The 18,927-nt window shown below is 72.7% G+C and carries 18 protein-coding genes, 2 tRNA genes and 1 other RNA gene; 11 read left to right on the forward strand and 10 right to left on the reverse strand.

Translation table 11 applies throughout. From position 1 onward, the window contains the following. The first annotated feature begins 117 nt into the window (after positions 1-117). Positions 118-1,284, forward strand: a complete 1,167-nt coding sequence (locus tag ACERUJ_RS15660; RefSeq protein WP_370249706.1) for an ArsA family ATPase — start codon at positions 118-120, stop codon at positions 1,282-1,284. Between the two features lie 45 nt (positions 1,285-1,329). Here the strand turns inward: ACERUJ_RS15660 and ACERUJ_RS15665 are convergent, their stop codons facing one another. Next, positions 1,330-1,653 carry a WhiB family transcriptional regulator gene (locus ACERUJ_RS15665; RefSeq protein WP_370039834.1) on the reverse strand — a complete coding sequence of 108 codons (324 nt, stop codon included), beginning with the start codon at positions 1,651-1,653 and terminating at the stop codon, positions 1,330-1,332. A gap of 198 nt (positions 1,654-1,851) precedes the next feature. Here ACERUJ_RS15665 and ACERUJ_RS15670 point away from each other — a divergent pair, with 198 nt between their 5' ends. Beyond that, positions 1,852-4,224, forward strand: coding sequence for a penicillin-binding protein (locus tag ACERUJ_RS15670; protein WP_370039833.1), 2,373 nt, complete (start codon positions 1,852-1,854; stop codon positions 4,222-4,224). Between the two features lie 111 nt (positions 4,225-4,335). Here the strand turns inward: ACERUJ_RS15670 and ACERUJ_RS15675 are convergent, their stop codons facing one another. Further along, positions 4,336-4,797 carry a GatB/YqeY domain-containing protein gene (locus ACERUJ_RS15675; RefSeq protein WP_300382974.1) on the reverse strand — a complete coding sequence of 154 codons (462 nt, stop codon included), beginning with the start codon at positions 4,795-4,797 and terminating at the stop codon, positions 4,336-4,338. A gap of 26 nt (positions 4,798-4,823) precedes the next feature. Here ACERUJ_RS15675 and ACERUJ_RS15680 point away from each other — a divergent pair, with 26 nt between their 5' ends. The 3 genes from ACERUJ_RS15680 to ACERUJ_RS15690 all read left to right on the forward strand — a co-directional run bounded on the left by ACERUJ_RS15680 (position 4,824) and on the right by ACERUJ_RS15690 (position 6,819). Further along, positions 4,824-5,771 carry a metallophosphoesterase gene (locus tag ACERUJ_RS15680; protein ID WP_370249708.1) on the forward strand — a complete coding sequence of 316 codons (948 nt, stop codon included), beginning with the start codon at positions 4,824-4,826 and terminating at the stop codon, positions 5,769-5,771. 52 nt (positions 5,772-5,823) lie between these two features. Continuing rightward, positions 5,824-5,897, forward strand: a tRNA-Pro gene (locus tag ACERUJ_RS15685). A 124-nt stretch (positions 5,898-6,021) separates the two neighbouring features. Further along, complete coding sequence (locus tag ACERUJ_RS15690) at positions 6,022-6,819, forward strand: hypothetical protein (RefSeq protein ID WP_370074653.1); 798 nt, start codon at positions 6,022-6,024, stop codon at positions 6,817-6,819. 184 nt (positions 6,820-7,003) lie between these two features. Here ACERUJ_RS15690 and ACERUJ_RS15695 read toward each other — a convergent pair whose 3' ends face one another. From ACERUJ_RS15695 to ffs, 7 genes are all read right to left on the reverse strand, one after another. Continuing rightward, complete coding sequence (locus tag ACERUJ_RS15695) at positions 7,004-8,053, reverse strand: aspartate-semialdehyde dehydrogenase (protein WP_370249710.1); 1,050 nt, start codon at positions 8,051-8,053, stop codon at positions 7,004-7,006. Then, complete coding sequence (locus tag ACERUJ_RS15700; protein WP_370249711.1) at positions 8,053-9,330, reverse strand: aspartate kinase; 1,278 nt, start codon at positions 9,328-9,330, stop codon at positions 8,053-8,055. The genes ACERUJ_RS15695 and ACERUJ_RS15700 overlap by 1 nt, the downstream gene beginning before the upstream one ends. Positions 9,331-9,477: 147 nt before the next feature. Further along, positions 9,478-10,080, reverse strand: a complete 603-nt coding sequence (locus tag ACERUJ_RS15705; RefSeq protein WP_370249713.1) for a DUF5063 domain-containing protein — start codon at positions 10,078-10,080, stop codon at positions 9,478-9,480. Continuing rightward, the gene (gene recR, locus ACERUJ_RS15710; RefSeq protein WP_370249714.1) at positions 10,077-10,673 is read right to left on the reverse strand and encodes a recombination mediator RecR; all 597 of its coding nucleotides are present in this window, start codon (positions 10,671-10,673) and stop codon (positions 10,077-10,079) included. The genes ACERUJ_RS15705 and recR overlap by 4 nt, the downstream gene beginning before the upstream one ends. A 186-nt stretch (positions 10,674-10,859) precedes the next feature. Further along, positions 10,860-11,213 carry a YbaB/EbfC family nucleoid-associated protein gene (locus ACERUJ_RS15715; RefSeq protein ID WP_370249716.1) on the reverse strand — a complete coding sequence of 118 codons (354 nt, stop codon included), beginning with the start codon at positions 11,211-11,213 and terminating at the stop codon, positions 10,860-10,862. 10 nt (positions 11,214-11,223) lie between these two features. Further along, entirely contained in the window at positions 11,224-13,491 is a 2,268-nt protein-coding gene (locus ACERUJ_RS15720) for a DNA polymerase III subunit gamma and tau (RefSeq protein WP_370249717.1), read from the reverse strand. Positions 13,492-13,584: 93 nt separating this feature from the next. Further along, positions 13,585-13,675, reverse strand: an RNA gene (ffs, locus tag ACERUJ_RS15725) — signal recognition particle sRNA small type. Positions 13,676-13,731: 56 nt separating this feature from the next. On the opposite strand from ffs, the gene ACERUJ_RS15730 reads away from it, so the two are divergent. From ACERUJ_RS15730 to ACERUJ_RS15755, 6 genes are all read left to right on the forward strand, one after another. After that, positions 13,732-13,819, forward strand: a tRNA-Ser gene (locus ACERUJ_RS15730). 66 nt (positions 13,820-13,885) lie between these two features. Next, the gene (locus ACERUJ_RS15735; RefSeq protein WP_370249719.1) at positions 13,886-14,722 is read left to right on the forward strand and encodes an SDR family NAD(P)-dependent oxidoreductase; all 837 of its coding nucleotides are present in this window, start codon (positions 13,886-13,888) and stop codon (positions 14,720-14,722) included. 90 nt (positions 14,723-14,812) lie between these two features. Beyond that, positions 14,813-15,907 (forward strand): ferredoxin reductase, encoded by a 1,095-nt coding sequence (locus tag ACERUJ_RS15740; RefSeq protein WP_370249721.1) that lies wholly within the window; start codon positions 14,813-14,815, stop codon positions 15,905-15,907. Between the two features lie 36 nt (positions 15,908-15,943). Beyond that, positions 15,944-17,152, forward strand: coding sequence for a fatty acid desaturase (locus ACERUJ_RS15745; RefSeq protein WP_370249723.1), 1,209 nt, complete (start codon positions 15,944-15,946; stop codon positions 17,150-17,152). Positions 17,153-17,160: 8 nt separating this feature from the next. Continuing rightward, positions 17,161-17,481, forward strand: coding sequence for a hypothetical protein (locus tag ACERUJ_RS15750; RefSeq protein ID WP_370249725.1), 321 nt, complete (start codon positions 17,161-17,163; stop codon positions 17,479-17,481). Positions 17,482-17,571: 90 nt separating this feature from the next. Then, positions 17,572-18,432, forward strand: a complete 861-nt coding sequence (locus ACERUJ_RS15755; RefSeq protein ID WP_370249726.1) for a hypothetical protein — start codon at positions 17,572-17,574, stop codon at positions 18,430-18,432. 33 nt (positions 18,433-18,465) lie between these two features. Here the strand turns inward: ACERUJ_RS15755 and ACERUJ_RS15760 are convergent, their stop codons facing one another. Next, a complete protein-coding gene (locus tag ACERUJ_RS15760) occupies positions 18,466-18,912 on the reverse strand; it encodes a lasso peptide biosynthesis B2 protein (protein ID WP_370249727.1) in 447 nt (148 codons plus the stop codon). Positions 18,913-18,927: the final 15 nt, after the last annotated feature.

The following is an 18,927-nucleotide window of genomic DNA, read 5'->3' on the forward strand; positions in this document are numbered from 1 at the left end:
GACGTACGAGCTCGAGCGGCTCGCCGGCGGCATCGACCTCGGCGGGCTCTACGACCTCGCGGCGACGCTGCGCGACCAGGGGCGGGCCTGAGCCCCGCGAGCCCCCGCCAGGGGCGGGTGGGGCCGCTGGCGGCCCACCCCGGCGAGTCGCCGGCGCTGGACGTCGACGCGCTCATCGACGACCCGCAGACGCGCATCATCGTCTGCTGCGGCTCCGGCGGGGTCGGCAAGACGACCACGTCGGCCGCGCTGGCCCTCCGGGCCGCCGAGCGCGGCCGCAAGGTCGTGGTGCTGACCATCGACCCGGCCCGCCGACTCGCGCAGTCGATGGGCATCGAGGAGCTCGACAACACCCCGCGCCCCGTCGCCGACGTCGACGCCACGGCCGGCGGCAGCCTCGACGCGATGATGCTGGACATGAAGTCGACCTTCGACGAGGTCGTGCTCAGCCAGGCCACGCCGGAGAAGGCGAGGGCCATCCTGGAGAACCCCTTCTACATCGTGCTCTCGACGTCCTTCGCGGGGACGCAGGAGTACATGGCGATGGAGAAGCTCGGCCAGATCCACGCCGACGCGCAGGAGCGGGGCAGCTACGACCTGATCGTCGTCGACACCCCACCGTCGCGCTCGGCCCTGGACTTCCTCGACGCCCCCGAGCGGCTCTCCAGCTTCCTCGACGGCCGCTTCATCCGGCTGATGCTGGCACCGGCCAAGGGGCCGGCCAAGCTGATGACCGCCGGGCTCGGCCTGGTCACCGGGGCACTGACCAAGGTGCTCGGCGCCCAGGTCCTCACCGACCTGCAGACCTTCGTCGCCGCGCTCGACACGGTCTTCGGTGGCTTCCGGACCCGCGCGCAGCGCACCTACGCGCTGCTGCAGGCCCCGGGCACGGCGTTCGTCGTCGTGGCGGCGCCGGAGCCGGACGCGCTGCGCGAGGCGGCGTACTTCGTCGAGCGGTTGAACGGCGACCGGATGCCGCTGGCCGGGCTCGTGGTGAACCGGGCCAGCCCCGAGCCGCGCGGGAAGCTCTCCGCCGAGGAGGCGCTGGCCGCCGCCGAGCGGATCGAGGCGCGCCGGGGGGCCGGTGCGACCGGCGAGCTCACCGCCGGACTGCTGCGGCTGCACGCCGACCGGATGCGCAGCCTGGCCCGTGAGGCCGCGCTGCGCGCCCGCTTCACCGCGGCGCACCCGGGGGTGGCCACGGCCGTGGTGCCGGCGCTGGCCAGCGACGTGCACGACCTGCGCGGTCTGCGCAGGGGCGGCGAACTGCTCGCGCGCCGCTGAGGCGGGCGAGCGTCAGCCGCCGATCAGGCGGTGATCAGCCTGCGATCAGGCGGAACGGACCGCGCGGACCGGCGCGGCGGCGGGCGCCGGGGCCTGCTGGCCCGGCGTCTGCGTGCGCGCGGTCTCGAGCACCTGGCGCCAGGAGGCGTTCGGGCGGCGACGCAGCAGCGCACGGCGCTCCCGCTCGGTCATGCCGCCCCAGACACCCCACTCGATCTGGTTGTCCAGTGCCTCCGCGAGACACTCGGTGCGCACCGGGCAGCCCTGACAGACCTGCTTGGCCTTGTTCTGCTCGGCACCTCGAACGAACAGCTGATCCGGCGACGCCGAATTGCACGCGGCGCGCGGAGTCCAGTCCTCAACCCACATGATGATGTCCCCACATCTTGTTGTGGAGGCAGGAAATGCGTCCCCATGACGTCTGCCCCCATGTCCCTGCAACAAAGTTAAGTCGTGTCACAGATCTCAGGCAGACACGTTCAGCCCAAGTCGTATGGCCCGAAATGACTAGTCCGGGCTGACCACGGCGGATCGGGGTGGTAGGGGCGCTCCCGTACCCTGGGCGCCATGTCGGAGCGTCCCACGAGCACCCGCGTCCTCTCCCACCTGGGGGTGATGGTCGTCGTCTCGGCCGTCCTCGGGGTGCTGGTGGCCGGTCTGGCCATCCCGTTCGCCGGAGTGGTGGGCGTCAGCGCCCGCAACGTCGCCGACACGATGGACAACCTGCCCGAGGAGCTGGAGACCGAGCAGCTCTCGCAGCGCTCGACGATCCTCGACGTCGACGGCAACGTGCTGGCCACCCTCTACGACCAGAACCGTGTCGAGGTCCCGCTGACGCAGGTCTCGCGCAAGATGGTCAAGGCGATCGTGGCCGTGGAGGACGCGCGGTTCTACCAGCACGGCGCCCTGGACCTGCAGGGCACGATCCGCGCCTTCATCACCAACACCGCCCAGAGCGGCACGGTGCAGGGTGGCTCCTCGATCACCCAGCAGCTGGTCAAGCAGACGTTGGTCAACCAGGCCGCCACCGACGAGGAGCGCGCCGCCGCCACCGACGACACCTACGCGCGCAAGCTCAAGGAGCTGCGCTACGCCGTGGCCCTGGAGCAGAACCACACCAAGGACTGGATCCTCGAGCGCTACCTCAACATCGCCTACTTCGGCGACGGCGCCTACGGCATCCAGTCCGCGGCCAAGCACTTCTTCAACACCAACGCCAGCAAGCTCAACGTCCTGCAGTCCGCGACGCTCGCCGGCCTGGTGCGCAACCCCGAGGGGTACGACCCCACCGACAACCCCGAGCGCGCGCTGCAGCGCCGCAACGTCGTGCTGCAGCGGATGAACGACGTCGGCATCCTCAACTCCAAGCGCGTCGAGCGCCTGCAGTCCAAGCCGCTGAAGCTGGACGTGCAGAAGTTCAGCAACGGCTGCGTGTTCTCCGCCGCGCCCTTCTTCTGCGACTACGTCATCCAGTGGCTGCTCAAGGACGACGCGCTCGGCAAGAACAAGAAGGAGCGCCGCAGCCTCCTCAACACCGGCGGCCTGACGATCCGCACCACCCTCGACCTCGACTACCAGCGGGGCGCTGACGCCGCGGTGCGCGACCGGGTCTACCAGCGCGACAACGCCATCGGCGCCCTGGCGATGGTCGAGCCCGGCACCGGCGACGTCCGCGCCCTGGCGCAGTCCCGGCCCATGGGCGCCGACAAGGCCGCGGGCCAGACCTACCTCAACTACACCGTGCCGAAGAAGTACGGCGACTCCGGCGGGTTCCAGCCGGGCTCGACGTTCAAGGCGTTCGTGCTGGCAGCCGCGGTGGAGCAGGGCATCCCGCTCAACACCCAGATCCAGGCGCCCGAGACCCGCACGTTCAAGCAGAACGAGTTCAAGGTCTGCAACGGGCAGAACTTCTCCAACCCCGCCGACTACCCGGTCAGCAACTCCACCAGCTCGGGCAACTTCAACCTCTACCAGGGCACCCAGCTCTCGGTGAACACCTTCTACATCGCCCTCTCGCAGCGGGTCGGGCTGTGCAAGCCCTTCACGCTCGCCAAGCAGATGGGCATCGTGGGGCTGAAGGGCAAGGAGGGCGCCGACCGCTGGATGGTGCCGTCCTTCGCACTGGGGGTCGCCTCGGTGAGCCCCTTGGAGATGGCCGAGGCCTACGCGACCTTCGCCGAGCGCGGCCTGCACTGCACCTCGCGACCGGTCACGTCGATCGAGGACATGGCCGGCAACACGCTCAAGGAGTACCCCACCAAGTGCCGCCAGGTGATGGAGAACTCCACCGCCGACGCCGTCAACGACGTGCTGCGCGGCGTCATCGAGCCCGGCGGCTTCGCCTCGTCCTGGCAGCTCGACAGCCCGGCCGCAGGCAAGACCGGCACCACCCAGGACGGCAAGTCCGTGTGGTTCGTCGGCTACACCCCGACCATGGCCGCCGCGGCGATGATCGCCGGCGCCAACCAGTCCGGCACCCCGATCAGCCTCACCGGCCAGACCGTCGGGCCCAACTACATCTCCTCGGCCTCCGGCTCGGGCTTCGCGGCGCCGATCTGGGGCACCGCGATGCGCAACGTCATGGGCGAGCTCCCGAACGAGGACTTCGTCGCCCCTGATGCCTCCGACGTGGCTGGCGTGCCCACCACGGTCCCGTCCGTGGCCGGGCTCAGCGTCGAGGGCGCCACCCGTCAGCTCGAGGACGCCGGGTTCGTCGTCTCCTACGGCGGCTACGTCAACAGCGGGTACGCCGAGGGGCTGGTCGCCTACTCCTCACCCGGTGGTGGCGCGGTCGTGCCCTCAAGCTCCTCGATCACGCTCTACCAGTCCAACGGGCGCCCGCCGAAGCCCCCGAAGACCAACAACAACGGCGGGAACAACAACGGCAACGGCAACGGGCGGGGCAACGGCCGCGGGAACGGCCGCGGCAACAACCGCTGACCGACCGGCCCTCCGCCCACCACGCGAGTGGAGTGCCACGCGTGAACCACGTTCACGCGTGCGCGCTCCAGCGAGCGGATCTCGGCAGGGAGGAGGGCCGTGTGACGCGCCTCAGGCGCCGAGCTGGCGGCGTACCTCCGCAGCGACGGCGCCGCCATCGGCGCGACCCTTCACCTGGGGCTGCACGACGCCCATGACCCTGCCCATCGCCTTCATGCCCTCGGCCTTCGCGCCGGTGGACTCGATGGCAGCGGTCACGATGTCGGCGACCTCGGCCTCGGAGAGCTGCTCGGGGAGGTACTCCGCGATCACCTCGGCCTCGGCCCGCTCCCGCTCGGCGCTCTCGGCGCGGCCGCCGTCGGCGAAGGCGGTCGCGGCCTCGCGACGCTTCTTGGTCTCGCTGGTGAGCACACCGATGACCTCGTCGTCGGAGAGGGTCTTGGCGGTCTTGCCGGCGACCTCGGCGTTGGTGACAGCGGCCAGCACCATCCGCAGCGTGGAGGAGCGCAGCTCGTCGCGGGCCTTCATGGCGGTGGTGAGGTCGGCGCGGAGTCGGTCCTTGAGGCTGCTCATGTGGGTCATTGTGGCAGCCTGAGGTCGTGGCCCTCACCCCGGTTTCCGCCCTCGGCAGGGCGACCACCCGCCTCGCGGCCGGTGCGCTGGTCGCGGGCGCCGCGACGACGGCGTACGCCGCGTGGGAGGCGCGCCACTACGTGCTGCGCGAGCGGACGCTGCCGGTGCTGCCGGCGGGGGCGCGGCCGCTGCGGGTGCTGCACCTGACCGACCTGCACATGACGCCCGGTCAGCGGGCCAAGCAGGAGTGGCTCGCAGGGCTGGCCGGACTGCGCCCCGACCTGGTGGTCGACACCGGTGACAACCTCGCCCACCGCGACGCCGTCCCGGTGGTCACCGACGCGCTCGGGCCGCTGCTGGACGTGCCCGGGGTCTTCGTCCACGGCAGCAACGACTACTTCGAGCCGTCCTTCCGCAACCCCTTCGCCTACCTGCTGCCCGACACCGGCAAACGGCACACCGACGTCCCCGAGCTGCCCTGGCGCGAGCTGTCGCGGACCTTCACCGACGCGGGCTGGCTGGACCTCACCAACACCCGTGGCCGGGTGCGCGTCGGCGACCTGGACCTCGCGTTCACCGGCGTCGACGACCCGCACCTGGGCTACGACCGGCTCGACGAGGTCGCCGGCCCGGCCGACCCGGAGGCGGACGTCCGGCTGGGGGTCACGCACGCGCCGTACCTGCGGGTGCTGGACGCGTTCGCCCAGGACGGGTACGACGCCGTCCTGGCCGGCCACACCCACGGCGGCCAGGTGTGCCTGCCGGGCGGGCGGGCCCTGGCCACCAACTGCGACCTGGAGCCGGCGAGGGCCCGTGGGGTGCACCGCCACCCGGCCGACTCGGCCCCCGGTGAGCCCGGCTCGACCTGGATGCACGTGGGCGCCGGGTTGGGCACGTCCCCCTACGCGCGCATCCGCGTCGCCTGCCGTCCGGAGGCGGTCCTGCTGACGCTGGTCCCGATTGGGGAGGGCTGAGGGGCCTCGGCTATGCTCCCTCGCGGACGTGGCCCCGTGGGGTCGCTCCGATCGGGCTGTGGCGCAGCTTGGTAGCGCGCCTCGTTCGGGACGAGGAGGCCGCAGGTTCAAATCCTGTCAGCCCGACAGCAGGGCCCGGATCCGCTCCAGGATCCGGGCCCTCGTGCTGTCCCGGGGGCGCCCGCGTCGGCGCCGGTCCAGGGTGTGCGTCCTGCTGGAATCGTGTGGCGGCCGTGACATGATTCGGCCCATGCCAGACGACCAGCGGCCCGACGACGCACCCTCCCTCGAGGCACCCAGCCTCGGGAGGCTGTTCGGTCGTCGCAAGGGCAAGGCGGCCGACGAGACGCCCGACGCCCAGCCGAGCGCCCACCACACGCCTGTCCCCGAGTCGCGCGCCGACGAGACGAGCACTCAGGCGGCGAGCACAGCGGCGACCAGCACTCGGGCGACCAGCACAGCGGCCCGGGACGACAGCCCGGAGGAGACCGTGGTCCTGGAGGCCGCTCCGGCCCCGACCCCGCCCGCCGCCCCGCCCGTCGAGGAGCCCGCCGTTGGTGCCCCCGCTCCTGCCGCGGCCGCTCCCGCCCCGGCGGCCACGGCGCCGGCACCCGAGCCGCAGCCCGTCCCCGCGCCGACCCCGAAGGCGCCCCGCGCCCCCCTGTCGATCGACGGTCGCGTCGCGGCCGGCATCACCGGTCTGGTGGTCGGTCTCCTGGTCGTCCTGCTCACCGCCGGCTCGCTGCGGCTGTGCGAGAGCGTCCGCGGGGTCTCCACCTGCGGCGGCGGTCCCGGTTTCACCCTGCTCGTGGCCGTGATGGTCGCCATGGTGCTGCTCGGCGGAACCCTGCTGCGCCTGGCGCGCGTGCCGGACCCGATGAGCACCAGCTTCCTGGCCGTGGGCCTGACCTGCGTGCTCTCGCTGCTGTTCCTGGTCGACGTGCTGCAGGAGTGGTGGATGGTCATCGTCATCCCCGTGATGACCGTCGCGACCTTCCTGCTCTCGCACTGGGTCACCACCAGCGTCATCGAGCCCGCGGAGGGCTGAGCACCGCCGAAGCGTCACTCGCGCACGGCCCTACCGTCACTCGCGCCCGGCCCAACCGTCCCTCACGCACGCGCGAGGAGTCGCTCGCGCACGCGCGCCAGCGCCCCGCGGCCAGGCGCCAGCGACCTCTCGGCCGTGCGCCAGCGACCTCTCGGCCGTGCGTGGGTGACGGCTCGGCGGTGGGTCAGGCCCGGGAGGCTGCCACGAGCTCGGCGATCTGCACGGTGTTGAGGGCGGCGCCCTTGCGCAGGTTGTCGTTGCTGATGAACAGCGCGAGACCGCGGCCGCCGTCGACGCCCTCGTCGGCGCGGATGCGACCGACGTACGACGGGTCCTTGCCGGCTGCCTGGAGCGGGGTCGGGATGTCGGTCAGCTCGACGCCGGGGGCGTCCGCGAGCAGCTCGGCAGCCCGCTCGGGCGAGATCGCCCGCTCGAACTCGGCGTTGATCGCCAGCGAGTGACCGGTGAACACCGGGACGCGCACGCAGATGCCGGACACCTTGAGCTCGGGGATGCCGAGGATCTTGCGGGACTCGTTGCGGAGCTTCTGCTCCTCGTCGGTCTCATTGAGTCCGTCGTCGACCAGGTTGCCGGCGAACGGCAGCACGTTGTGGGCGATCGTGCGCTGGTAGACCCCCGGCTCGGGGAAGGCGACGGCCTCGCCGTCGTAGGCCAGCTCGCGGGCCTTCTCCCCGGCGGCCTCGATGCCGGTGGCGAGCTCCTCGACGCCGGCGACGCCGGAGCCGGAGACGGCCTGGTACGTCGAGGCGACCAGGCGCACGAGCCCGGCCTCGTCGTGCAGCGGCTTGAGCACCGGCATCGCGGCCATGGTGGTGCAGTTGGGGTTGGCGATGATGTTCTGCTTCTCGCCGGTGAACGCCTGCCCGATGTGGTCGGGGTTCACCTCGGCCACGACGAGCGGGATGTCGGGGTCCTTGCGGAAGGCCGAGGAGTTGTCCACCACCACGACGCCGGCCTCGGCGAAGCGGGGCACCAGCGCGCGGGACGTGGTGGCGCCAGCGGAGAACAGCGCGATGTCCAGCCCGGACGGGTCGGCGGTGGCGGCGTCCTCGACGACGACGTCGCGCCCGGCGTAGGTCAGCACCGTGCCGGCCGAGCGGGCGGAGGCGAAGAACCGGATCTCGTCGGCCGGGAAGTCGCGCTGCTCCAGGATCTGACGCATCGCCACGCCCACCTGGCCCGTCGCTCCGACGATGCCGATACGCGCGCCCATCAGCGGCCGGTCCCGCCGTAGACGACGGCCTCGATCTCGTCCGAACCGAGGTCGAAGGCGGCGTGGGCGGCGTTGACCGCCTCCTGCACCTGCGACTCCGAGACGATGACGGAGACGCGGATCTCGGAGGTGGAGATCATCTCGATGTTCACCCCGGCCTCGGACAGCGCCTCGAAGAAGCGGGCGGAGATACCGGGCGCGGAGCTCATGCCGGCACCGACGATGGAGACCTTGCCGACGTTGTCGTCGTAGACCAGGCGCTCGAAGCCGACGGTCTCCTGCAGCGGGGAGAGGGCGGCCATGGCCCGCTGGCCCTCGCCCTGGGGCAGAGTGAAGGAGATGTCGGTGAGGCTCGTGGCGGCCGCGGAGACGTTCTGCACGATCATGTCGATGTTGATCTCGCCGTCGGCGACGGCGCGGAAGATCGCGGCCGCCTCGCCGACCTTGTCGGGCACGCCGACGACCGTGATCTTGGCCTGGCTGCGGTCGTGCGCGACGCCGGTGATGATGGCTGCTTCCATGGAACCCTCCAGGTTGACGTCCTCGCTGCGCACCACCCAGGTGCCCTCCTTGTCGGAGAAGGAGGAGCGGACGTGAATCGGCATGTCGTAGCGGCGGGCGTACTCCACGCACCGCAGGTGCAGGATCTTGGCGCCCTGCGCGGCCATCTCCAGAGTCTCCTCGTAGGAGATCCGCGGCACCTTGCGGGCGCGGGGCTCGATGCGCGGGTCGGCGGTGAAGATGCCGTCGACGTCGGAGTAGATCTCGCAGACGTCGGCCTTGAGCGCCACCGCGAGCGCGACGGCGGTGGTGTCGGAGCCGCCGCGGCCCAGGGTGGTGATGTCCTTGGTGGTCTGGCTGACGCCCTGGAAGCCGGCGACGATCGCGATCGCGCCCTCGTCGATGGCGGCCTCGATGCGACCCGGGGTCACGTCGATGATCTTGGCCCGGCCGTGGGCGGCGTCGGTGATGACGCCGGCCTGGGAGCCGGTGAACGAGCGGGCCTCGTGCCCCAGGCTCTGGATGGCCATCGCGAGCACCGCCATCGAGATGCGCTCACCGGCGGTGAGGAGCATGTCGAGCTCGCGGGCCGGCGGCAGCGGGGAGACCTCGTTGGCGAGGTCGATCAGCTCGTCGGTGGTGTCGCCCATCGCCGAGACCACGACCACCACCTGGTGGCCCTGCTTCTTGGTGGCGACGATGCGTTGGGCGACGCGCTTGACGCCGGCCGCATCGGCGACCGACGATCCGCCGTACTTCTGCACGACAATGCCCACCGGGCTCACTCCTGGGGTCTGTTCGACGACGTGGTGGTGCTGCGCGCCTCAGTCTAGGTGCGCGGGGTCACCCCGACGCGCCTGGTTTCCCGCGCTGGGACGCGGCCGAGGTGCTGCCGGGGTGCGGCCGGGGTGCTGCCGGCCGGCTCAGGCCGGGCGCTCCTCCAGCACGGCCTCGGCCACCTCGAGCTGCTCCAGCTCGGCCTGCTCCAGCTCCTGGGGGCGCTCGACGTCGAGCCGGTCGTGGGCCACGACCGAGAGCAGGGCGTTGAGGACGGCGCCGGCGAGGTTGCCCCACGAGCTGACGTAGGAGAACTGCCACCACCACAGCGCCTCGGCGACGTCGCCCTGCCGGAAGTGGCGCAGGCCGTTCTCGAGGTCGGTGGCGATGCTGGTGAGGTCGTCGGAGAGCTGGCTGGCCACGACCTCGGGCACGTAGGGGTCGAAGACGAAGCTGTAGGTGTCGACGTTGCCGAGCATCTCGGCCAGCCGCATCCGCATGTCGTCGACGTCGGCCTCGGGGCCGACGTCGGGCTGGTACTCCTGGCGCGGCGTGAAGTCCTGCTGCACGCCCAGCCGGGCGCCGGTGAGCAGGACCTGGCTGATCTCGAGCAGCAGCAGGCTGATGGCCCGCCCGGGCTCGGCCTCGCGGGCGATCTCGCGCAGGGACAGCAGGAAGGCCGCCACCGAGTCGGCGATCTGCTGTGCGAAGTCCTCGGCGTCGGATTGGAGCGCCTCGATCTGGGTCATCCCGCGGTCTGCCTTCCTGCGAACGCTCGGCCGAGCGTGACTTCGTCGGCGTACTCGAGGTCGCCGCCTACCGGGAGTCCACTCGCCAGACGCGTGACGCGCAAGCCCAGAGGGCTGAGCTGCCGCGTGAGATACGTCGCGGTGGCCTCGCCCTCGAGGTTGGGATCGGTGGCGAGGATGACCTCCGCGATCTGGGCGTCGGAGAGCCTGCCCATCAGCTCGCGGATGCGCAGCTGGTCCGGGCCGACGCCGTCGATCGGGCTGATCGCGCCCCCGAGGACGTGGTAGCGGCCCTTGAACTCACGGGTGCGCTCGATGGCCACGACGTCCTTGTACTCCTCCACCACGCACAGCACGGTGGGGTCGCGGCGCGGGTCGCGGCAGATGCGGCACTGCTCCTCGGAGGAGACGTTGAAGCAGATCGCGCAGAACTGGACCTTGGCCTTGACCTCGATCAGCACCTGCGCGAGCCGCTGCACGTCGGCCGGCTCGGCCTGCAGCAGGTGGAACGCGATGCGCTGGGCGCTCTTCGGACCGACGCCCGGGAGACGACCCAGCTCGTCGATCAGGTCCTGGACGACGCCTTCGTACACGCCCCCACCCTAGGGGCCCGCCCCGACAACGCGTGCTCACCCGGCCGGGGTGCACCGACGGTTTGCTCGGTTGGCCGAGCAAACCGTCGTTTCCGCGCCCCGGCAAGGGACTTCGGCGACAGTTTGCTCGGTTGGCCGAGCAAACTGTCGGTCCCGGAGCCGCGGGCGGGGTTGGGAAGGAGAACGTCAGCCGAGGCCGGGGAGACCGCCGCCGGCGAGGGGGCCGAGCGCCTGGGCGGCGGCGTCGTCGGCCTTGCCCTTGGCCTCGCGGTAGGCGGCCACGATCATGTCGCCGAGCTCGGCGAGGGACTCGGCATCGTCGCCGTCGACCGTGCCGGGGGTGACGTCGATGCCGAGCAGCTCGCCGGTGCCGTTGACCCGCACCGTGACCGCACCCGCGACCGAGCCCTCGAGGACGGCGTCGGCCAGGGCGTCCTGGGCGGCCTGCAGCTGCTCCTGCATGGCCTGGGCCTGCTGGAGGAGCGCGTTCATGTCGAGGCCGCCGGCACCGCCGAGGGCGTCGAAGGGGTTCTGGGTCATGGGGACATCCTCACTGGTGGGGGATCTCGTCGATCATCTGGGCCCCGAGCTCGCGCTGCAGCAGCTCGTCGACGCCGAGGGCGGCGGACTCGGCGTCGTCGTCGTCGGGGCTGGCGGCGGCGTCGGCAGCCGCCGCGAGGGCCGCGGGGTCGGCGACCTCGCCCGCCTGGTGGGCGCGGGCCGCGGCGCGCGCCGCGTCGGCCCGCGACGCCGCGCGGGGCGCCGACGGACCCGTGGCGTCGGGACCCTCCTCACTCATCCAGGCCGGGGGCTCGTCGGGCGGCGGCGGCGCGTCGTCGGCCCAGGAGGGTGCGGCCGGTGCGGCCGGGGCTGCCGGGGCGGGGGGTGCGGCCGGAGCAGGTGCGGCGGGGGCAGGTGCGGCGGGGGCGGCGGGGGCGGCGGGAGCCGTGCGGGCCGGCGGGGTGCGGGCGCCGGGGTCGGCGCCGGGATCGACGATCGCGACGATCCGCCAGCTGCGGCCGATCACGTCGATGGCCGCCTGCCGCACGATCTCGCCGCTGCCGCCGGCGTCGAAGGAGTCGCGCGCGCCGGAGTTGGCGAAGCCGAGGGTGAGCGTGGAGTCGTCGACCGCCACGACCTGCGCGTTCTGCGTGAGGTGGATCCAGGTCATCCGGCGCATCGCCTTGGTGGCCTCGATGACGTCGGGCCAGAGCCGGCGGACGTCGACCAGGCTCAGCGCCCCCGGCGCCCCGCTGGCCGCCGGCTGGGCTGGGGCCGCGGCCGCCGGCGCAGGGGCAGGCGCGGGCTGGACCGCAGGTGCGGCAGCAGGCGGCACGGGCGCCGGGGCGCTCGCCCCGGGACGTGGAGGCGCGGGGACGACGTCGTCGGCGGGCACCGAGGCCGCCGGACGCGGCGGGGCGGGCACGACGTCGTCGGCGACCGGCGCGACGGATGCGGCGGGCCGCGGGGGCGCGGGGACGGCGCCGTCGGCGGCCACGCTCGGCGCGACCGGGGCGGCCGCGGGAGCCGGCGCGACCGCGACCGGGGTGGGCTCGGGGGTGGCCGGCAGCACGGGGGCGGGTGCGGTGGCGGCCGAGGCGGGCACCGGGGGCGCCGCGACGGCGGGCGCGGCCGCGGACGGCACGCCGGTGATGGACATCCGCCGCTCGATCCGGTCGAGCCGGGCCAGTACGCCCTCGGTGGCGTGGTCGGCGCCGGGCAGCAGCACCCGGGCACAGATGAGTTCGAGCAGCAGCCGCGGGGCGGTGGCGCCGCGCATCTCGGTGAGCCCGGCGGCCACGAGGTCGGCGGCGCGGCTGAGGTCGGAGCGGCCGAAGCGGGCGGCCTGGGCGACCAACCGCTCCCCCTGGTCGACCGAGACGTCGATGAGGCCGGTGGTGGGAGCGTCCGGCACGGCCGCGACGATCACGAGGTCGCGCAGCCGACGGAGCAGGTCCTCGGTGAACCGGCGCGGGTCCTGACCGGTCTCGATGACCTTGTCGACCGCCCCGAACACCGCACCCCCGTCGCCGGCGGCGAAGGCGTCGACGACCTCGTCGAGCAGGGTGTCGGGGGTGTAGCCGAGCAGTCCACTGGCGAGGTCGTAGGTGACGCCGGCCGGTCCCGCGCCGCCGAGCAGCTGGTCGAGCACCGAGAGGGTGTCGCGGGCCGACCCCGCACCGGCACGCACCACCAGCGGCAGCGCGGCGGGCTCGATCTGCACACCCTCCCGCTGGCACAGCTCGGTGAGGTAGGACGACAGCAGCCGCGGCGGGATGAGGCGGAAGGGGTAGTGGTGGGTGCGGGAGCGGATGGTCGGGATGACCTTCTCCGGCTCGGTGGTCGCGAAGACGAACCGCAGGTGCGGCGGCGGCTCCTCGACCAGCTTGAGCAGGGCGTTGAAGCCCTGCGTGGTGACCATGTGGGCCTCGTCGATGATGTAGACCTTGTAGCGGCTGCGCACCGGGGCGAAGAACGCCTTCTCGCGCAGGTCGCGGGCGTCGTCGACACCGCCGTGGGAGGCGGCGTCGATCTCGATGACGTCGATCGAGCCGGGCCCGCCGCGGGCGAGGTCGCGGCAGGAGTCGCATTCCCCGCACGGGTCGGGCGCCGGCGCGCGCTCGCAGTTCAGGGCGCGGGCGAGGATGCGCGCGGAGGTGGTCTTGCCGCAGCCGCGCGGGCCGGAGAAGAGGTAGGCGTGGTTGACCCGGTTGTTGGCCAGCGCCGCGCGCAGCGGCTCGGTGACGTGCTCCTGCCCGATGACCTCGGCGAAGGTCTCCGGCCGGTACCGGCGGTAGAGCGCGAGCGGGGCTTCCACCTCACGAACCCTAGTCGTGCCCCCCGACAGCCGACGAGCGCGACCGCTCGGGGCGGGTGCTCGGGGCGAGGGCCCGACCGGCCCCGGGAAGCAGAAGGCCCCCCGCGCACCCGACAGAGCTCACTTACCCTTGCTGCCTTCCGGCCCTGGGGGAGTTGGGCGAGATGCCGCCACGCGGGGGGTTGACCAGAAGCATAGGCGATTGGTCGGCTCCCGAGCCGGGCGGGTAGGCTGCGCGGCGGAGGTATCGCCTAGTGGCCTATGGCGCTCGCTTGGAAAGCGGGTTGGGTGAAAGCCCTCGGGGGTTCGAATCCCCCTACCTCCGCCACCGGAAGCCCCGCCGCGTCTGCGGACGGGGCTTCTGCCGTCTCCGGGCCTGCCGCATCCTGGGGACATGAGCGGACGCGACCTCACCGGCACCACCATCGTCATCACCGGCGCCAGCGACGGCATCGGCGCGGAGTCGGCGCGCGTGCTGCACGCCCGCGGCGCCACCGTGCTGGTGACCGGCCGCTCGGCCACCAAGCTGGCCCCGATCGCGGCGGCGGTGGGCAGCGAGCCGCTGGTGGCCGACTTCGCGCATCTTGACGACGTCCGCGCCCTCGCGGCACGGATCGCCGAGCTCGCGCCCCGCATCGACGTGCTGATGAACAACGCCGGCGGCATGTTCCCGGTGAGCGCGACGACGGCCGAGGGCTTCGAGCCCAACATCGGGATCAACCACCTCGCGCCGTTCCTGCTCACCCACCTGCTCAAGCCGCAGCTCGCGGCCGACGGCGGGGCGCTGGTGCTCAACACCTCCAGCATCGCCAACCTCGCCGGCAGGATCGTGGTCGACGACGTCGCCCGCCGCCAGCGCATCGACTTCCCGGCCTACGGCACCGGCAAGCTGATGAACATCGTCTTCACCCGTGGGATCGCCCAGCGCTGGAAGGACGACGGCATCGTCTCGGCCGCCGTGCACCCCGGCCCGGCCGGCACCTCCTTCGGTCGCGACTCCCGGCTCGTCGGCCTGCTCTACCGCACCCCGCTCAAGAAGTTCGGCACGATCAGCGTGGCCGACGGCGCCGCCCCACTGGTCGCCCTCGCCGAGCGGGGCGCGGACCCGGAGCTGAACGGCCGCTACTGGAGCCGCTTCACCGCCGACGGCCGCGAGAACAAGCAGGCCCGCGACCAGCGCGTCATCGACGGGCTGTGGGAGCACTCGCTGCGGCTCACCGGGCTGACCTGATCCCGCACGGGGGCGGTCGAGCGGCACGCGCCGATCACGACTTCCCTCGAACCGGTTGACGCCGGCGGTGAACCCCCGTTCACTGAGCCCGTGAGCACTGTGACCGGCACCACACTGTCCTGGGAACGGGTCCGCAAGGCGGCGGACAAGCTGACCACTCCGCTGCTGCCCGACGACTACCTCACCCTGCTCAACCCGCTGTGGAGCTCGCGCGAGCTGCGCGGTCGGGTGGAGAAGGTCGTGAAGGAGACCGACGACGCCGCCACGCTCGTCATCCGGCCCGGCTGGGGGTGGCGCTACACCCACCGCCCCGGCCAGTACGTCGGCATCGGGGTGCAGATCGGCGGCAAGTTCCACTGGCGCTCCTACTCGATCTCCTCCCCGCCGAAGAAGGCCGGTCGCACGCTGGCCATCACCGTGCGCGCGATGCCCGACGGCTTCCTCTCCGACCACCTGGTCAACGGCCTGGAGCCGGGCACGATCGTGCGGCTGGCGCTGCCGAACGGCGACTTCGTGCTGCCCGACCCCCCGCCGGAGCGCTCGCTGTTCCTCGTGGGCGGCAGCGGGATCACACCGGTGATGTCGATGCTGCGCACCCTGGACCGGCGTCGCTCGGGCGCCGGCGTCGGCGACGCCGTGCTGCACTACTCCTCCACCACCGCCGAGCGGATGATCTTCCGCGCCGAGCTGGAGGCCCTGCACGAGCAGCACGCCGACTTCCGGTTCGTGCCCCGCTTCACCGACACCGAGGGCATGCTCGCCCTCGCCACGCTCGACGACGTCGTGCCCGACTGGCGGCAGCGCGAGACGTGGGCGTGCGGTCCGGCGCCGATGCTCGACGCCGTCGAGGCCCACTGGGAGGCCGCCGGGCTGGCCGAGAACCTGCACCTGGAGCGGTTCTCCCTCGCTCTCACCGGCGAGGCGGGCGAGGGCGGCACGATCAGCTTCCAGAACTCCGGCAAGGAGATCGAGGCCGACGGCGCGACGACGCTGCTGCAGGCCGGCGAGGCGGCCGGCGTCGGCATGCCCTACGGCTGCCGGGTCGGCATCTGCCACACCTGCACCATCACCAAGATCTCCGGGGTGGTGCGCGACCTGCGCAACGGCGCCGAGTTCGACCAGCCCAACGAGCAGGTGCAGAGCTGCGTCACCGTGCCCGTGGGCCCCTGCACGCTCAACATCTGATCCACCGCTCACCCACCACTCACGCGAGGAACCGACATGGCCATCTCCGACGTCGCCGCGTACGCCCACCTGACCCCCGAGGAGGTGGAGCAGATCGGCCGCGAGCTCGACGCGATCCGCACCGAGATCGAGGAGTCCCGCGGCGCCGCCGACGCGCTGTACATCCGGCGCGTCATCCGGGCCCAGCGCTGGATGGCGGCGAGCGCACGGATCGGGATGATCGTCAGCTCACCGATGGACAAGCGGGTGCGGCGGCCGGTCGTCGCGGCGTCGGGGGTGATGCTCGGGCTGGCCAAGATCCTGGAGAACATGGAGATCGGCCACAACGTGATGCACGGCCAGTGGGACTGGATGAACGACCCCGAGATCCACTCCTCCACCTGGGAGTGGGACACCGGGCAGCCGGCCGAGCAGTGGAAGCACTCCCACAACTACATCCACCACCAGTTCACCAACGTGCTCGGCTACGACAACGACATCGGCTACGGCGTGCTGCGGATGGCGCGGGAGCAGAAGTGGAGCCCCGCGCACCTGGGCCAGCCGGTGTACAACGCCCTGCTCGCCCTGCTCTTCCAGTGGGGCGTGGCGCTGCACGACCTCGACCTCGAGGCCATCCGCAAGGGCGAGAAGGACCCGAAGGAGATGAAGCGCCAGCTGCGTCAGATCGCGGAGAAGGGGCGCAACCAGTTCCTCAAGGACTACGTGCTCTACCCCGCGCTGTCGGGCAAGCACTGGAAGGACACCCTCAAGGCCAACGCCACGGCCAACCTGATGCGCAACGTGTGGGCCTACCTCATCATCTTCTGCGGCCACTTCCCCGACGGCGCCCTCCACTTCACCGAGGAGGAGCTGGAGGACGAGACCCGCGCGGAGTGGTACCTGCGCCAGATCTACGCCACCGCGAACTTCGAGGGCGGCCCGCTGCTGCACCTCATGAGCGGCAACCTCGGCTACCAGATCGAGCACCACGTGTTCCCCGACCTGCCCTCCAACCGCTACTCCCAGATCTCCGGGCGCATCCGGGCGCTGTGCGAGAAGTACGACATCCCCTACACCTCCGGCCCGCTGCACCGGCAGTACGGCCAGGTGCTGCGCACGGTGATGAAGCTGTCGCTGCCCAACCACATGACCAAGGACGACCGCCCGCCCACCGGCGACGATGTCGAGGTGGCCCACGGTCGGATCCGCCACGAGGACCGGCAGGTGCGGCGCACCGAGCTGGGCGCGTGGTCGCGCACGGGGTGAGTGCGCGGGTGAGCGGCGGCACTCCGGCCGAGGCGTTCGCCTGGGAGGACGGCGGCTGGAGCCGGCGCCTGGTCACGCGGTGCGCGCTGGCGCGGGTGTGCGGCGCGTGCGGCACCCCGCTCGGCCGCCCGATCGCCTTCCTCGGCGACGCCGAGGAGACCGCCCGCAACGCCTTCCACGCCCCGCCCATGCACCGCGCCTGCGCCGAGGGCCTGCAGGGCCCGGTGGGTGCCACGCACCTGGTGCTCACCGCCGGCTTCGAGTTCGTGCGCCCGGGCGCCGACGACCCCGACACCCGGGTGCGCTGCGCCCCCAACTCGCTGTTGTAGGTGGTCGCCGTCTCCCGTTGTCACCAGCGAAATGCACCTGATCCCGGGACGAATCGGTGCATTCCGCTGGTGACAACGGAGAATGGCGAGGTGAGGCGCACCCGGTACCGGCTGCTGGGGCTGGAGGTGGACTCCGCGCTCGACCTGCCCGCCACGCCCGGGGGTGATCCGACGACGCCGGCCGACGTCGTCGTCGAGCAGGGGCCCCTGGAGCCCCTGGCGGCGGGGCGCTGGGCCGAGCGTCGTGACGGCGGGCTGCGGGTGGACGTGCCGTCCGGGCGGGTGGCGGTGTGGCGGGACCGGGTGGTGGTGGACGTCGCCGCCGGCGCACCGATGCTGGCGGGCGCCGTCGCGGCCGGTGCCGGACTCGGAGCGCTGCACCTGCTGCGCGCGATCCCGCTGCTACACGTCGCCGCGGTGGACGTCGGGGGCCGGGCGCTCGCCATCGGGGGCCACGGGGGCCGAGGCAAGTCCACGATGGCGGCGGCGCTGGCAGCGGCCGGTGCCGTGCCGCTGTGCGACGACGCCGCCTCCGTCGTCGTCCGCGACGGGACGGCCGTGCTGAACCCGGGGCCCTCGTGGCTCAAGGTGACGACCGCGGCGGGTGCCCCCGCGGAGGCGGCGCCGGTGCCGACCCAGCGCGAGCGCGACCGCCGCTACCGCACGGCCGCGCCGGGCCCCGAGGCGCTCCCGGTGCGGGCGGTGCACCTGATCACGCTGCCCGAGGACGACCTCGGGACGCCGGGGGTGCCGCTGCGGGGCACGGCCCGCACCCGCGCACGGGCACTGCTCTTCCACGGCCTGCGCCTGACCCACCTCAGCGACGACCCGGAGGCGCTGGAGGCGCGGCGACTCGAGGTGCTCGGCGCGCTCGACCTGGTGCCACTGCCCCGCCCCGACGGGCTGGCCGCCGTCGCCGAGACGGCACGTCGGCTGCTCGCCGGGCCGTAGTCGGCACAGCGCCAGCCCAGGATCAGCCCAAGATCACCCCAGGGCGAACCGCTCGACCTCGACGAAGTCGGGCGCCTCCTCGCCCCCGATCACGACCACCCCGCCGTGGCGCACCCAGGCGTGGGCGCGCAACGCACCGGCGTCGTCACGTCCGACGCCGAGGTGCAGCGTCAGGTCGCGGGCGGCGCGGCGGGTGAGCAGGACCAGGGTGAGCGCCTGGGCGAGGCAGCGAGGGCGCCCGCCGAGCGTGCGCGCACCGGTCCGCACCAGCCTCGCGCGGCCCCGCACACGCAGCGTCGGCGTCGTCGCTGTCGGAGACTCCGGGGCGACCGGCACCGGTCGCAGACCGCACGCACGGATCACCCGGGGCACCGGCAGGGTACGGAGCGCGAGCTCGAGCAGCACCAGGAGCGGCAGCGTCACCGCCCGACCCAGGAGCCGGCGGGGCAGCCGGCGCGATCGACTGCCGGGCGGGGTCATGCTCCCTATGATCGA

Source organism: Nocardioides sp., assembly GCF_964228225.1.
In the GTDB taxonomy this organism is placed as follows: Bacteria; Actinomycetota; Actinomycetes; order Propionibacteriales; family Nocardioidaceae; genus Nocardioides.